General features: G+C 41.7%; 12 protein-coding genes and 1 pseudogene. All 13 read left to right on the forward strand.

Annotated elements, in window-relative coordinates; all coding sequences use genetic code 11:
* The first annotated feature begins 117 nt into the window (after positions 1–117).
* The 13 genes and pseudogenes from N9I19_RS00870 to spoVE all read left to right on the forward strand — a co-directional run bounded on the left by N9I19_RS00870 (position 118) and on the right by spoVE (position 15360).
* Positions 118–1002, forward strand: a complete 885-nt coding sequence (locus N9I19_RS00870; protein ID WP_317776736.1) for a 2-dehydropantoate 2-reductase — start codon at positions 118–120, stop codon at positions 1000–1002.
* A 4-nt stretch (positions 1003–1006) separates the two neighbouring features.
* Positions 1007–1399 (forward strand): DUF3397 domain-containing protein, encoded by a 393-nt coding sequence (locus tag N9I19_RS00875; protein WP_061462317.1) that lies wholly within the window; start codon positions 1007–1009, stop codon positions 1397–1399.
* A gap of 109 nt (positions 1400–1508) precedes the next feature.
* A complete protein-coding gene (gene bshC / locus N9I19_RS00880) occupies positions 1509–3137 on the forward strand; it encodes a bacillithiol biosynthesis cysteine-adding enzyme BshC (protein ID WP_317776737.1) in 1629 nt (542 codons plus the stop codon).
* A gap of 309 nt (positions 3138–3446) precedes the next feature.
* Positions 3447–3635: pseudogene (locus N9I19_RS00885) on the forward strand (IS5/IS1182 family transposase); the annotation flags it as partial.
* A gap of 413 nt (positions 3636–4048) precedes the next feature.
* The gene (gene mraZ, locus N9I19_RS00890; RefSeq protein ID WP_061462319.1) at positions 4049–4480 is read left to right on the forward strand and encodes a division/cell wall cluster transcriptional repressor MraZ; all 432 of its coding nucleotides are present in this window, start codon (positions 4049–4051) and stop codon (positions 4478–4480) included.
* Positions 4481–4532: 52 nt separating this feature from the next.
* Positions 4533–5465: a 16S rRNA (cytosine(1402)-N(4))-methyltransferase RsmH gene (gene rsmH, locus N9I19_RS00895; RefSeq protein WP_061462320.1), complete on the forward strand. Its 933-nt coding sequence runs from the start codon at positions 4533–4535 to the stop codon at positions 5463–5465.
* Positions 5466–5497: 32 nt separating this feature from the next.
* On the forward strand, positions 5498–5854 hold the full coding sequence (gene ftsL, locus N9I19_RS00900; protein WP_061462321.1) for a cell division protein FtsL: 357 nt from the start codon (positions 5498–5500) through the stop codon (positions 5852–5854).
* A gap of 2 nt (positions 5855–5856) precedes the next feature.
* Entirely contained in the window at positions 5857–8010 is a 2154-nt protein-coding gene (locus tag N9I19_RS00905) for a penicillin-binding protein (RefSeq protein WP_317776738.1), read from the forward strand.
* Positions 8011–8123: 113 nt separating this feature from the next.
* Positions 8124–10046, forward strand: a complete 1923-nt coding sequence (locus N9I19_RS00910) for a stage V sporulation protein D (protein WP_317776739.1) — start codon at positions 8124–8126, stop codon at positions 10044–10046.
* Between the two features lie 158 nt (positions 10047–10204).
* Positions 10205–11677: a UDP-N-acetylmuramoyl-L-alanyl-D-glutamate--2,6-diaminopimelate ligase gene (locus N9I19_RS00915; protein ID WP_317776740.1), complete on the forward strand. Its 1473-nt coding sequence runs from the start codon at positions 10205–10207 to the stop codon at positions 11675–11677.
* Between the two features lie 89 nt (positions 11678–11766).
* A complete protein-coding gene (gene mraY, locus N9I19_RS00920) occupies positions 11767–12744 on the forward strand; it encodes a phospho-N-acetylmuramoyl-pentapeptide-transferase (protein WP_061462325.1) in 978 nt (325 codons plus the stop codon).
* On the forward strand, positions 12745–14097 hold the full coding sequence (gene murD, locus N9I19_RS00925; protein ID WP_089362413.1) for a UDP-N-acetylmuramoyl-L-alanine--D-glutamate ligase: 1353 nt from the start codon (positions 12745–12747) through the stop codon (positions 14095–14097).
* 156 nt (positions 14098–14253) lie between these two features.
* Positions 14254–15360, forward strand: a complete 1107-nt coding sequence (gene spoVE, locus N9I19_RS00930; RefSeq protein ID WP_061462327.1) for a stage V sporulation protein E — start codon at positions 14254–14256, stop codon at positions 15358–15360.
* Positions 15361–15377: the final 17 nt, after the last annotated feature.

Consider the following 15377-nt stretch of genomic DNA (forward strand, 5'->3'; position numbering starts at 1 on the left):
CTTCATTTAAGTTGATTAGCGGGGTTTTCCAAAGTTGTTGATGTGAAAATTGATGCAGGGTAAAAAGGATAATGTGTTAAAATAGTTAATATATTTCAAATAGTAAGGAAGGTTATTATGAGAATTGGAATCATTGGGGGAGGGGCCATCGGGCTGCTGTTTGCATCTCATTTGAGTGAAAACCATAGAGTGACTCTTTATACCCATACTGCGGAACAGGCCTCCATCATCAATCATGAAGGTATACGTCTTATTGTAGATGGTGAAAGCCGTCTGCTGGCAGGCATCGTTTCAAAGAGCTTGGATGAGGGGATTTCGGATGAGGATCTTCTTATAATGGCCGTTAAGCAATATCACCTGCCGCAAATACTGTCTAGGATCAATGATATCCAGGTTCCGTTGCTATTCTTGCAGAATGGCTACGGGCATATTTCTTATTTAAAGCAGCTTCAATCCCAAGCCATCTATGTGGGGGTAGTGGAGCATGGGGCATTGAAACATGATTTGAATACCGTAGAACACACTGGATTAGGCATTACAAGGATCGCTTCATTTAAAGGGGAACTTGAACAACTCTCGTTAGTTAATGAAATGTTCGATCAATTCCCCTTCACTAAGAGTGAAGATTATCATACGATGCTGGTGGATAAGCTTGTCGTTAATTCAGTGATAAATCCATTAACAGCGATCCTTGCTGTGGAAAATGGCGTTCTAATCACTAATGCCTATTATTATCAATTGTTTCAAGCCCTTTTTGAAGAAATCTCTGGTATTTTGGAAATCCAAAATAGAACAGAGTCATTTGAACATGTGAAATCCGTTTGTATGGCGACAGCGGAAAATCGATCGTCGATGCTAACAGATTTAGAAAATGGCCGAAAAACGGAAATTGATGCTATTTTGGGTCATATCCTCTCGGAGGCAAAGAGTAAAGGGAAAAGTCATTGCCTGACGTCTTCTCTATATAAGATGGTCAAAGGAAAAGAGTCTCAGGGGGGATGAGAGTGTGCCGAACGTTGTTTCAAGCCTTGCCGCGATATTCATTACCTTGCCTTTCGTAGGGTATATACTTTTTTTTATAAGTGCCAAACAATTCACTGGAAACCATAGGCGCTCCGTTCAATTTGCAATGGACATGAGTACGCTGCTGTTCGTAATATCCGTCCATTATTTAATTATTACAATTTGGGATAAGCAAATTCTTTGGGTGATCATGCTCATCATGATCATCAACGCATTCGTGGTGGTCCTTGTCCATTACAAGGTGAAGGAAGAAATCATTTTCCGTAAGGTATTAAAGGGTTTTTGGAGAGTGAACTTCGCCTTCTTTTTCTTAGCTTATCTTCTGTTATTTTCCATTGGTTTAATTACAAGTATTACTAAGATATTGACTACATAACATAGAACATCGCATCAATTTTCTGCTGCTGGGCAACTTCTTTTGTTTTCTTAAACCGGAATGTTATACTCTAAAAAGAATTGTAGTTGCAGAGAAAGGGAGAACAGAAATGGAGATGAAAGATCTCGCGTTACCATCGTTAAACCGTTTTGCATCGGACTATTTACAAAACCGCCTTGAAACGGAAGATTATTTTCACTATGACTTGTCTAAGCCTGACATTTATCGCAATAGATATAATGAATTGATGAACCGCTCTTTTTTACGTGGTGAATTGTCGGATTACATACAACAATACATGTCTCGTCTTTCAAGCAGTGAGTCCGTTAAGGGAAATATTGAAAGGTTGCGCAGGGATGATTCCGTGGTCGTTATCGGGGGACAGCAGGCTGGGTTATTATCTGGTCCGCTGTATACCATTCATAAAGTGATTTCGGTCATTAAGCTTGCGGAAGAACAGGAAAAAGAACTAGGGCAGCCAGTGATTCCAGTTTTTTGGATAGCTGGAGAAGATCATGATTTAGCTGAAGTCAATCATGTTTATGTAATGAAAAACGGTAAACCCTACAAAAAAACCTATCCTTCCTATCAGCCGTATAAAACAATGGTTTCTGATGTGGAACTGGAAACGGAAAAGGCAGAGAAGTGGTTTGAAGAAATCATTGAAACATATGGTGAAACGGCCTTTACGAATAAACTTCTGATTGATATGAAAGAAACCATCAGGCAATCAAAAACCTTCGTCGATTTTTTCGCCCGGCTGATTCATGAATGGTTCAAAGAATATGGACTTTTACTAGTCGATGCGGGAGATCCGGAATTAAGGCGAATCGAGAGGGCCTACTTCGAATCGATGATCAATGAAAGTGAAAGGATTGCTGAAGTGGTCGAGGAACAGCAGTCATTCATGCATGCTAAAGGGTATGCAAAAATGATAGAAATGGATAAACAGGCAGCGAATTTATTTTATTATGATCCAGAAAAAAAAGATCGATGTTTACTCGAACGTGTAGAAGGCGGTTTCAGCGGGAAAAACGGCGAGGTATCTTTTTCCAGGCAGGAACTCCTGCAGATAGCCAAAAACCATCCAGAACGATTAAGCAACAATGTCATTACACGCCCACTTATGCAGGAAATGCTTTTCCCTGTTTTGGCTTTCATTTCTGGGCCAGGGGAAATAGCCTATTGGGCAGAATTAAAACAGGCTTTTGAGCTGTTTTCCATGAAGATGCCTCCAATCATTCCTAGGTTAAACATCACGCTTGTGGAGCGCAGTGTCCATGCAGATCTTGAAGAAATGGAACTCAGTTTGGAAACTGTTCTGACTGAAGGAACCGCTAATGCAGTAAAAAGTTATCTCGATTCCGTGAAAGATGAGACGATTGACCAGCTGTTTGGGACGCTGAAATCACAGCTTGAAGAGAACCATGGAAAGCTTTTTGTCCGCGCTGTCTCTATAGATAGAGGACTTGAGCCAATGTTGAATAAAAACATGGAATTCATCCAAAAGCAACTGGATTTTATGTATGGGAAAATTGGTGACCGTACAAAGGAACGTCATTCGGTCATATTGAAAAAATATGAACGGATAGCAAATTCGATGTATCCTCTTGGATCACCCCAGGAGAGGATTTGGAATGTTTTTTATTACTTGAATCTATATGGACCAGAGTTCGTTCGGGATATCATGAAATTGGAATACCGGTTCAATAATCAGCATAAATTGATTTTCATGTAGAAAAACCACCCGTTTGGGGAAAAGTGGTGGACTAATCATTTTGAATGAGGATTTCCACATCCCTATCTGACGGAGGGATTGAAAAATGGAAAAAAGACAGGCGTTAAAGCGAGGGCACTGAAAAAGTCCCTTCGGACCAATAGAGGTAGATTTTCTCAGTTTATTCTGAGGAAATCTACCTTTTTTTGTTTTATAATCAAAGGTAATATATTTATGTGGGTGAGTACGATGATTCAAAAACAAACGTCTATGGTTTTTAGTCCATATATGGCCATTTATGATGTAGTGGTTTCAAAGGATAACATGTTACGCAAGACCTATTCTGTCAGTATTAAATCCAATGAACATACAGAACAGGCTACATTCCGGGATAGTGAGTAGTATTTTAAAGAAAAATCAAAAGAACGTTATAAAATAGAAGCGAAAAACAGTGAATTGAAACAAAGACACGGGTTTGATGTTGCAAAATCCTCGGGTCTACTTGGCATGGAATTATAAGGAGCACTGGCTATTTTCACCGTTAACTTGAAAAGAATATTGAAATTAATGGCCTGAAAAAGTGACAAACAGAAGCAAAAAAAGACGATTTCCATTCAAGTATCGAATGAGAATTGTCTTTTTTTAGTTTGATTTACCGTACTAGTTAGAAAAACGTGAGTTTTTCAGCAGCCTCGTTAAAGCCTGTCTTTTTTTGGTTCCAGGGCACTTGACTGGCAGTACTTCGACAGAAATAGTGGGACTGCGTCTTAGTCTGAGTCCATTCGAGTGGAATGCAGGTTTCAATAAATAAATTGACTAAATAAACTTAAGTTGAAAAGAAGGTAATTTTTACTTGGAAGGAGAAAGTAAAAACAAGTGGAGAAAGGTGGGGGAATGTGGTACATTGAGATTAGAATGTGGGGGTAGTGGGTATGTTCATGGGAGAGTACCATCATAACATCGATATAAAGGGCCGTTTGATAGTTCCAGTGAAATTCAGGGACGATCTCGGGGAGCAATTTGTCCTTACCCGCGGACTCGATCAATGTTTATTTGGTTACCCTATGGAAGAGTGGAAGCTGCTTGAAGAAAAGCTTAAAGCCCTGCCTTTAACAAAAAAAGATGCCCGTGCCTTTACCCGTTTTTTCTTTTCTGCAGCTACAGAATGCGAAATTGATAAACAAGGGCGAATTAATATCCCCACGCCGCTTACTTCATATGGCCAATTGGAAAAAGAATGTGTAATTCTTGGTGTTACCAATCGTATTGAGATTTGGAGCAAATCCCTTTGGGAAAACTATTTTTCAGCTTCGGAGGATTCTTTCGCTGAGATAGCAGAAAATATGATTGGCTTTGATATTTAAAGCTGCCCTCAAAAATAGAGTCACTCAATAACTGATTGGAAGGATGTCTAGCATGTTTCAACATACAACAGTGTTATTAAAAGAGACGGTTGATGGATTGAACATCAAACCTGATGGAATTTATGTGGATTGTACTTTAGGAGGAGCCGGTCACAGCGAATACTTACTTTCACAGCTCTCTGACAATGGTAGGCTTTATGCTTTTGATCAGGACGAAACGGCAATTCGGAATGCTAAGGAAAAGTTGGAAAGATTTGGCGAACGTATAGTTCTTGTTCCTAATAATTTTAAATACTTAAAAGAAGAGTTGAATGCCCGGGGAATCGAGAAAGTAGACGGGATTCTTTATGATTTAGGTGTGTCATCCCCACAATTGGATACACCGGAACGTGGTTTCAGTTATAATCATGATGCTCCTTTGGATATGAGGATGGACCAAAGTGCTGCCATTTCTGCCTATGATGTCGTGAACACCTGGTCATTCCATGATTTGATGAGAATTTTCTTTCAATATGGAGAAGAAAAGTTTTCGAAGCAAATTGCCAGGAAAATTGAAGCGGCTCGTGAAATAAAACCGATTGAAACGACGTTTGAGCTTGTAGAACTAATTAAGGATGGGATACCGGCCCCAGCAAGGCGTAAAGGCGGACACCCTGCGAAACGAGTGTTCCAAGCAATAAGAATCGCTGTGAATGATGAACTTGGTGTCTTTGAAGATTCCTTAGAGCAAGCCATATCGCTTTTGGATAAAGAAGGAAGAATATCTGTCATTACATTCCATTCTCTTGAAGATAGAATTTGTAAAACGGTATTTAAAAAAGCAAGTAGCTTGCCAGACCTTCCACCGGGACTTCCAGTTATCCCGGATGAATTCAAACCGCCTATGAAAATAATTACGAGAAAACCGATTTTACCTTCAGAAGAAGAATTGGAAGGAAATAATCGTTCCCGATCGGCTAAGCTAAGAATCGCCGAAAAGCAATAATTACAGAAAAAAACCAGTAAGGGGGAACATGAATGAGTTCCATAGCCAAAAAAATACAAGAACAGCAAAATGAAGACCAACAGCAGCAACAGACACATCAGACAGTGGTCATCCGTAAAGCGAAGATATCCATTGGTGAAGTTTTCTTACTATGTGCCCTTGCTATCATGGTTACTTTTATGGGAGTGAAAATAGTCTCTAATCAAGCGGACATTTATGAAACGAATAAAGAAATACAGCTAGTGGAAAATTCAATTGAAGAACAAGGAAAAGTGAATGATGATTTGAAAGTGCAGGTTGCTGAACTTAGTACATACGAAAGAATTTGGAAAAAAGCTGCAGCTCTAGGGTTCAAGTTAAATGAGAATAATGTGAAGGGTGTGCAGTGATAATGCAGAAACAAAAAAATATGAAGCATGGGGCAGCCGGATTATTTTTCTTATTCGGCCTGCTCTTTTTTGTATTAATCTGCCGCTTTTTGTATATTGAGGTGACTGGTACCGCAGGCGGGGAAGTACTGGCTTCGAAAATCGACAAGAAATATCAAAAAACACAGAGCATAAAAGCAAAAAGAGGTAGCATACTCGATACAAAAGGTGAAGTCATCGCCGAGGATACTTCCTCCTATATTTTAAGGGCTGTACTCAGTAAAAAGGAACCTGAGCATGTCAAAGATCCGGAGATGACTGCGAAAAAGCTTGCTAAATATATCGACATGGATGAACAGGACATCTATGAAAGGTTAACGAAAAAAGAGGCATACCAGGTAGAGTTCGGTAGTGCCGGCAAGGATCTGACTCAGGTCGTCAAGCAGAAAATAGAAAAATTGGAACTGCCGGGAATTACATTCGGAAGAACCAATAAACGTTTTTATCCTAATGGAATCTTCGCATCCCATCTGATTGGCTATGTAGAAAAAGATGAAAAAACGGGAGAAACGGCTGGTAAGTTCGGCATTGAAAAGTACCTCAATAAACAATTGCAGGAAACAAACGGGGAGCTGACATATGACAGTGACTCTTGGGGCTTCCTTTTGCCGGATACAAAGGAAAAGGTGGTTGCTCCGGATAATGGCAATGATGTCATGCTTACCATCGACAAGAAAATACAAACGCTCCTGGAAGATTCGATGAGCAAAGTGCAACAAAAATACGATCCCGAGGAAATCATAGCGATTGTTTCCAATCCCAAAACAGGGGAGATTATGGCGATGGGGCAAAGGCCTTCCTTCAACCCAACAACGAGAGTCGGGCTAACGGATACATGGCGTAACCTGGCTATTGAAGACTCCTTTGAACCGGGATCAACCATGAAAACATTCACCCTTGCCGCGGCTGTTGAGGAAGGGGTCTTTAATCCAAATGAAACTTTTGTTGCAGGAACTTACAAAGCGGGTTCAGGGGAAATTCATGATCATAGCGGAATCGAAAGAGGGAAGAGCATGACCTTTCTTGAAGGGGTTCAACGTTCTTCTAACGTCGCTTTTGCTACTCTTGCAATGGATAAGATCGGAGCGGATACTTTTCGTGAGTATTTGACAAAGTTCGGTTTCGATAAAAAAACTGGGATAGATTTGCCGAACGAGATAACCGGTAAAATTCAATACAAGTATAAGCTTGAAAAAGTTACCACTTCCTTTGGACAAGGTTCGACCGTTACGCCGATTCAACAGATCCAGGCTGCTTCCGCAATAGCCAATGACGGTAAAATGATGCAGCCGTACGTGATAAAAAGCATTTCCGATCAGGATACCGGAAAAGTTTTGAAAACGACAAAGCCGAAAGTGACAGGGCAACCGATTTCGGCAGAAACTGCAAAACAAGTCCGAGACTATTTGGAAACGGTAATTTCTGCGAAAAAAGGAACAGGGAAAAAATATGCCATTGATGGATATGAAGTAGCAGGGAAAACAGGAACGGCACAAATTGCTGGTCCGACAGGTAAATATTTAGAAGGGAAAAATAACTATGTATTCTCCTTTTTAGGTATGGCTCCAAAAGATGACCCGGAGTTGGTCATGTATGTGGCGGTCAAGCAGCCGAAATTAGGTGTATCTTATGTCGGGGCTGATCCTTTGTCAGAGATATTTAACCCTGTCATGCAAAATAGCCTGCAATATCTGAACATAAAACCTTCTGATGTTAAAAAACAAAAAGCCAATAAAATCGTTGACTATACGAATCAAACCGAGAGTTCAGCGGTCAAAGAACTGAAGGATCTTGGCTATGATGTAAGTACGATCGGAAGTGGGCGTAAAGTGCTCGATCAATCCCCGAAAGCCGGTAGTACCCTATTACAGGGTGAAAAAATAATCTTGAAAACCGAAGGGGAAATGAAAGTTCCTGAGATGAAGGGATGGTCCTTGCGCGATGTCATGAAATTAGCTAAGGTTGCAAAACTGGATCTGAAAACTACAGGAACTGGCTATGTGAGTAAACAGGGTATCGAAGCTGGGAAAAAGATGAAGGAAGGAGATACCTTCAATATTGAATTAACCCAGCCTAAAGCTGCAGAGGATATACCGAATAAAGAGAAAACAGAGTGATGATAAAGAGGGAATCCAAACGGATTCCCTTTTTATTTCTTTAAAAGTTTCTTAGTCTAGCATCGGGCAGACAAGCATATATTGAACCATGTATGAAATGGAGGTGCCTGTTTTTGCGTGTTTCGAATGTTACTGTCCGAAAACGGCTGGCAATCGCATTGGCAGTGGGTATTGTTGTTTTTTTTATCATTGATGTCCGTTTGGGAATTGTACAATTTTATTTAGGGGATAAGCTGACGGGACTGGCTAAAGATTCCTGGAGCAGGAATATTCCTTTTGAAGCTAAACGAGGTGAAATCCTGGATCGGAATGGTGTCGAGCTGGCAACGAATATTTCTGCACCAACAGTCTATGTCATCCCAAGACAGATTGAGAATCCTGGGGAAACGGCGGAACAGCTTGCTTCAATATTGGATATGACAAAGGAAAAGGCTTATCAATGGTTAACGAAACAGGCGATGAGCGTCAGAATCCCGGAAGGCAGAAAGATATCTCACGAAAAGGCGAAGGAAATTAAAGCATTAGGGATAAAGGGTGTTTATATCGCTGAAGATTCAAAGCGTCATTACCCATTTGGTGAATATCTTTCGCATGTTCTTGGCTTTACGGGCTCCGATAATCAAGGGTTGATGGGAATTGAATTGTCTTATGATAAGGAACTAAGTGGGGAAAAAGGATTTGTTAAATTTTATTCTGATGCGAAAGGGAAAAGGCTCGAAAATATGGCCGATGACTATAAGCCCCCTGTTGATGGTGATAACTTGAAGCTTACGATCGATAGCAAAATCCAGACAATCGTGGAGAGGGAGCTCGATAATGCGGAGGCGACATATAACCCCGATGGTCTAATTGCCATTGCCATGGACCCGAATACAGGGGAAATATTGGCGATGTCGAGCAGGCCAACCTTTGACCCAGCTAATTTTCAAAATGTACCTTCAGAAGTGTATAACCGCAATTTACCAGTTTGGAGTATATATGAACCAGGTTCGACTTTTAAGATCATCACCCTTGCTGCAGCGCTGGAGGAAGGGAAGGTCGACTTACAAAAGGAACATTTTTATGATTCCGGACATGTGGAAGTGTCAGGTTCTACACTGCATTGCTGGAAAAGCGGAGGACATGGGGATCAAACTTTTCTTGAAGTCGTCGAGAACTCATGTAACCCTGGTTTTGTAGAATTAGGGAACCGGCTTGGTAAAGACAAGCTGTTTAAATATATAAATGATTTCGGGTTTGGACAAAAAACGGGGATTGATTTAACCGGAGAAGGAAAAGGAATCATGTTCAACATGGATCGAGTGGGTCCTGTTGAGCAGGCAACCACTGCATTTGGACAAGGTGTTGCCGTAACGCCCATTCAGCAGGTGACAGCGGTATCGGCGGCTGTGAATGGAGGTACGTTGTATACGCCCTATATCGCAAAGGAACTGGTAGATCCAAAAAATGGAGAAGTACTGATGCGAAAGACCCCGCAGGCGAAGAAAAAAGTAATTTCAGAAGCAACCTCGAAGAAAGTCCGAGAAGCACTTGAATCCGTTGTTGCTAAAGGGAGCGGTAAAGGAGCATTCGTGGAGTCGTACCGAGTCGGCGGGAAAACGGGTACAGCACAAAAAGCTGAAAATGGCCGATACCTTGAAAATAATTTTATTCTCTCATTCATTGGTGTCGCTCCAGCGGATGATCCGCAAATCGTTGTCTATATAGCGGTGGATAATCCGAAAGGAACAGTACAATTCGGTGGGGTCGTTGCTGCTCCGATCGTAGGGAATATCATGGAGGATTCACTTAGGGCCATGGGCATCAAGCCAAGAAAAAACCAGATTGAGAAGGAAACTGTTTGGACGGATCCTGTCATGGTTGAGGTACCTGACGTTGTGGGACTCAGCAAAAAAGAGTTGCAAACCCAGCTCATCGACCTTAAGCTGGATATTGCCGGCAATGGGGATAAAGTCATAAATCAAGCTCCGGATCCAGGTGTTAAAGTAAAAGAAGGGTCTACGATAAGAATTTATCTTGGCGAAAATACAGAATAAGTATAATATAATATATGAATAGTTAAAGCGGCTGAAGAATCATCAGCCGCTTTGTTTACGGAGTCGTGATAACCCCGTATAATTGAAATTGGCTTCTCGACAAGCCAAGACTAATCACATATAATGAATCCTCAAATTAAGTTGAGAGGGATGGAAAAATGAAGCTTCACAAATTACTATCTTATTTACACTCCTTATTTACGTATGAAGGAGAAAATCCTGAAATCACCTCCATTGAAAATGATAACCGTAAAGTCATAGACGGAAGTTTATTTGTTTGTATAAAAGGTTATACAGTCGATGGTCATGATTTTGCCCAATCTGCTGTAGAACATGGAGCTGCAGCAGTCATTGCAGAAAGGCCGCTTGACCTCGATGTTCCCGTGATCGTTGTCAGGGATTCAAGCAGGGCGATGGCAATGCTTGCCGATGCATTTTATGGCCATCCTACGCAAAAGATGCGCTTGATTGGAATTACAGGTACGAATGGAAAAACGACCACCAGTCACTTATTGGAAAAGATTTTCGAGGATCGAAATGAAAAAACAGGATTGATTGGCACGATGTATACAAAAGTTGCCGATACGGTATACGAAACTAAGAATACGACGCCAGATAGCGTTACACTGCAGAAGGCTTTTCATGAAATGGCCGAAGCGTCTGTTTCCACGGCCATTATGGAAGTTTCTTCGCATGCACTTGAGCTTGGTCGCGTCCATGGCTGTGATTATGATATTGCCGTTTTTACGAATCTCACACAGGATCATTTGGATTTCCATAAAACCATGGACAGATACAGGCAGGCAAAATCATTATTTTTCTCCCAGCTCGGCAATGCCTACATAGAAAACCGTCCAAAATATGCTGTTCTTAATGTTGATGATGAGGCAACAGCTGATTTCATTAAAGTGACCGCTGCTACAGTCGTTACATACGGGATAGACAAAGAAGCGGATATCAGGGCCAAGGACATAAAAATTGATGCAAATGGCACATCATTCACCTTGACAGTGGGCAAAGAGGAGCGTTTCATTCAGCTGAAGCTAATTGGTAAATTCAGTGTTTATAATGTTCTCTCAGCCATTTCAGCCGCTCTGTGCGCGGGTAACGATCTAGATGAGACCATTAGATCAATTGAGGATATAAAAGGTGTTGCAGGCCGTTTTGAGCTTATTACAGCAAATCAGTCCTTCCCGGTCATAGTTGACTATGCCCATACACCGGACAGTTTAGAGAATGTCCTAAAGACTGTTGGTGAGTTTGCTGAAAAGAAAATTTTTGTGATAGTGGGCTGCGGCGGGGACCGAGACAAGACAAAGCGTCCTATCATGGCCGAAATTGCATGCAGGTTGGCGACTGACCCGATTTTCACCTCGGATAATCCACGCAGTGAAGATGCTGCCCAAATCCTGCGGGATATGGAAGCTGGTGTAGCAGGCAAAGAATATACGGTTATCGAAGACCGCAAGCAGGCGATTAATTATGCAGTTGCCAAGGCGGAAGAGGGAGACGTTATTTTAATTGCTGGAAAAGGTCATGAAGCATATCAATTGGTCGGTGACGAGGTGCTTCACTTCGATGACCGTGAAGAAGCAGTAAAGGCGATTCAAAGTCGTTTGGGTTCAGTTTGAACCAGCGGTGAATTTGCCCCGTCAACAAACAAGAAATGACAACAAGCAGAATTTTATTTTGAATTGTGTTAGGAATGAGGGAATAAGGAATGTTGGAACAAGTAATTTTTTATACGATTTTGGTGGCGTTCTTAGTAACCGTTCTTCTTTCGCCGGTTTTCATCCCGTTTTTACGAAGATTGAAATTCGGGCAAAGTATCAGGGAAGAAGGCCCACAATCGCATCTGAAGAAAACGGGAACACCCACCATGGGCGGTTTGGTCATATTACTATCTGTTACTATCGCTACACTTGTCATGACTTTTAAATTTTCGGAACCATCAACCGAAACTTATTTATTATTATTCGTTACTTTAGGATTTGGTTTATTAGGTTTCTTGGACGATTTCATCAAAGTGGTGATGAAACGTAATCTAGGACTGACTTCAAAGCAAAAACTGCTTGGACAAATTGTGATTTCGGTCATCTTTTACTTCGTCTTTAAGCAGACAGACCGTTTTAATCCTGAATTGACGATTCCAGGTACAGACTATGCTGTTGATTTTGGCTGGTTTTATCTCTTCATCGTTATTTTCTGGCTGGTAGGTTTTTCGAATGCCGTCAATTTGACGGATGGGCTTGATGGACTTGTCTCAGGCACATCAGCCATTGCTTTTGGTGCTTTTGCCATTTTGGCCTGGAGTCAGTCACAATATGATGTCGCTATATTTTCTGTTGCGGTTGTCGGTGCAGTACTAGGATTTTTGGTATTCAATGCCCATCCTGCAAAGGTATTCATGGGGGATACAGGTTCCTTGGCACTTGGAGGAGCCATCGCTACCATCGCCCTGTTAACCAAGCTTGAAATCCTCCTGGTAATCATTGGCGGAGTCTTCGTCATTGAGACCCTCTCTGTCATCTTACAGGTAGGATCTTTTAAAACGACTGGTAAACGTATTTTTAAAATGAGTCCGCTTCACCACCATTATGAGCTTTCTGGCTGGTCGGAATGGCGTGTCGTCGTGACTTTCTGGACAGTGGGGCTGCTGTGTGCGGTACTCGGAATCTATTTAGAGGTGTGGATATAATTGAAAGAGACTGCAAAGTATTCAGAGAAAAAGATATTGGTATTAGGATTGGCAAAAAGCGGAGTGATGGCAGCTTCGCTTCTACATAAATTAGGTGCTTTCGTGACGGTTAATGACATGAAGCCATTATCGGAAAATCCTGAAGCCCAAGGACTTCTTGAACAGGGAATCAAAGTCATCTGCGGAAGTCATCCGATCGAGCTACTTGATGAAGGTTTCGAGTTGATCGTGAAAAACCCGGGAATCCCCTATCGGAATCCTATTGTAAAAGGGGCATTGGAAAAAGGGATTCCAGTTATCACGGAAGTTGAACTGGCCTATCAGATCAGTGAGGCCCCTTTCATAGGCATCACTGGTACAAATGGAAAAACGACTACGACAACATTGGTATTCGAAATGTTGAAAATCGGTGAAAAATCCCCGCTTATTGCTGGAAATATCGGTACAGTTGCTTCTGGTGTTGCTGAAAAAGCAAAATCCGATGACTCGATCGTCATTGAATTATCATCATTTCAGTTAATGGGGATAGAGGAGTTTCGTCCTGAAATCTCGATCTTGACTAATCTGTATGATGCGCATTTGGATTATCATAGCTCCAAACAGGAATATGCAGAAGCAAAAGCTGCGATTACGAAAAATCAAATAGGCTCAGATTTCATGATTTTTAATGCAGATCAAGATGCCGTTTTATCCATGGCGAAAAAGACTAAGGCTGAACTTGTTCCTTTTTCAACTGAAGTGAAACATGAGAATGGCGCCTATGTGGAAGAAGGTGCCGTTTATTTCCGAGGAGAAAAAGTCATTGATGTTTCAGAGATAGCCCTTCCTGGAAAACATAATTTGGAAAATGTGCTTGCAGCCATCTCGGCGGCCAAACTGAAGGGTGTCGCTAACGAAGCCATTCAGACTGTCCTAAAAACATTTTTTGGTGTGGAACACCGTCTGCAGTATGTAGCGACGATCGAAAACCGTAAGTTTTATAATGATTCGAAAGCGACGAACATCCTAGCTGCATCCAAAGCGCTAACATCCTTTACGGAACCTGTCATCTTATTGGCAGGCGGGTTGGATCGCGGAAATGAATTCGATGAGTTAAAACCGGCTATGAAAAATGTCAAAGCCGTGATAACTTTTGGCGAAACGGCAGAAAAAATTGAGCGGGTAGCCAAAGAAATAGGAATAGCGAATATAAAACGTGTCGATAATGTAGAAAAGGCCGTACCGGCAGCATTTGAATTTTCAAATGAAGGCGACTGCATTCTTCTCTCCCCTGCTTGTGCAAGCTGGGATCAATATAAAACTTTTGAGCAAAGAGGAGACATGTTTATGGAGGCCGTGCATAAACTTAAGTAAGAGCTTTCGCAAAAGAGAAGTGAACCTGCTTCTACGTTGACACCTTGGAAAAAAGCGATAATGAGCCGTTATCGCTTTTTTTTTGACTAAAGTGCTGACAAGCAATCAGCATTGATGTTTATATTCGTACAGGCTCGAAAAACTTCCTCGAGGTGGATGTCCGTGCCATTAAAAAAATCGAATCCCGATCTTATTCTCATTATCGTCACCTTAAGTCTTTTGACCGTTGGATTAATCATGGTTTACAGTGCTAGTGCCATTTGGGCAACATATAAATTTGATGATTCGTTTTATTTTGCTAAAAGGCAGTTGCTGTTTGCCTGCGTTGGTGTCATAGCCATGTTTTTCATCATGAATGTGGATTATTGGACGTGGCGGACTTGGGCCAAGATTCTCATCATCATATGTTTCATTATGTTATTGGCGGTGCTTGTACCAGGTATAGGGATGGCAAGAAATGGATCGAGGAGCTGGATTGGTGTAGGTGCCTTTTCGGTACAGCCATCTGAGTTCATGAAGCTAGCGATGATCGCTTTTTTGGCTAAGTTTTTATCCGAACGGCAAAAGCTGATCACCTCTTTTAAAAAAGGGATGCTTCCATCCTTGGGTTTAGTGTTTTTGGCATTTGGATTGATCATGTTACAGCCCGACCTTGGAACGGGAACGGTAATGGTAGGAACATGCATCGTTATGATTTTTATTTCCGGGGCAAAAATCAGCCATTTTGTCGGCTTGGGGCTAATAGGGGTAGTAGGTTTTATCGGCCTGATTTTGTCAGCGCCGTACAGGATAAAAAGGATCACATCTTTTCTGGATCCTTGGGAAGACCCTTTGGGCAGTGGCTTTCAAATGATTCAATCGTTTTATGCAATCGGGCCCGGTGGATTGTTCGGACTGGGACTCGGGCAGAGCCGCCAAAAGTTTTTCTATTTACCAGAACCGCAGACCGATTTCATTTTTGCCATACTTTCCGAGGAACTTGGCTTCATCGGAGGCTCTCTGGTCATATTGTTATTTGCACTCATGCTTTGGCGGGGCATTCGGATCGCACTTGGTGCCCCTGATTTATATGGGAGCCTTGTAGCGGTGGGAATCATTGCAATGGTCGCCATTCAAGTGATGATCAATATAGGGGTAGTAACGGGATTGATGCCAGTTACGGGTATCACCTTGCCTCTCTTAAGTTATGGCGGTTCATCTTTGACACTTATGTTGATGGCGATCGGAGTGCTCCTGAATATTAGCCGTTATTCAAGGTTTTGACATCAGGAAAATATATG

Origin of the sequence: Peribacillus sp. CSMR9 (genome assembly GCF_033141925.1) — a bacterium.
In the GTDB taxonomy this organism is placed as follows: domain Bacteria; phylum Bacillota; class Bacilli; order Bacillales; family DSM-1321; genus Peribacillus; species Peribacillus simplex_A.

What these genes read in the sequence shown, in the direction of transcription:
- N9I19_RS00870 (WP_317776736.1), top strand. Translation starts at nt 118, where the DNA reads ATGAGAATTGGAATCATTGGGGGAGGGGCCATCGGGCTGCTGTTTGCA.
- bshC (WP_317776737.1), top strand. Translation starts at nt 1,509, where the DNA reads ATGGAGATGAAAGATCTCGCGTTACCATCGTTAAACCGTTTTGCATCG.
- mraZ (WP_061462319.1), top strand. Translation starts at nt 4,049, where the DNA reads ATGTTCATGGGAGAGTACCATCATAACATCGATATAAAGGGCCGTTTG.
- rsmH (WP_061462320.1), top strand. Translation starts at nt 4,533, where the DNA reads ATGTTTCAACATACAACAGTGTTATTAAAAGAGACGGTTGATGGATTG.
- ftsL (WP_061462321.1), top strand. Translation starts at nt 5,498, where the DNA reads ATGAGTTCCATAGCCAAAAAAATACAAGAACAGCAAAATGAAGACCAA.
- N9I19_RS00905 (WP_317776738.1), top strand. Translation starts at nt 5,857, where the DNA reads ATGCAGAAACAAAAAAATATGAAGCATGGGGCAGCCGGATTATTTTTC.
- N9I19_RS00915 (WP_317776740.1), top strand. Translation starts at nt 10,205, where the DNA reads ATGAAGCTTCACAAATTACTATCTTATTTACACTCCTTATTTACGTAT.
- mraY (WP_061462325.1), top strand. Translation starts at nt 11,767, where the DNA reads ATGTTGGAACAAGTAATTTTTTATACGATTTTGGTGGCGTTCTTAGTA.
- spoVE (WP_061462327.1), top strand. Translation starts at nt 14,254, where the DNA reads ATGTCCGTGCCATTAAAAAAATCGAATCCCGATCTTATTCTCATTATC.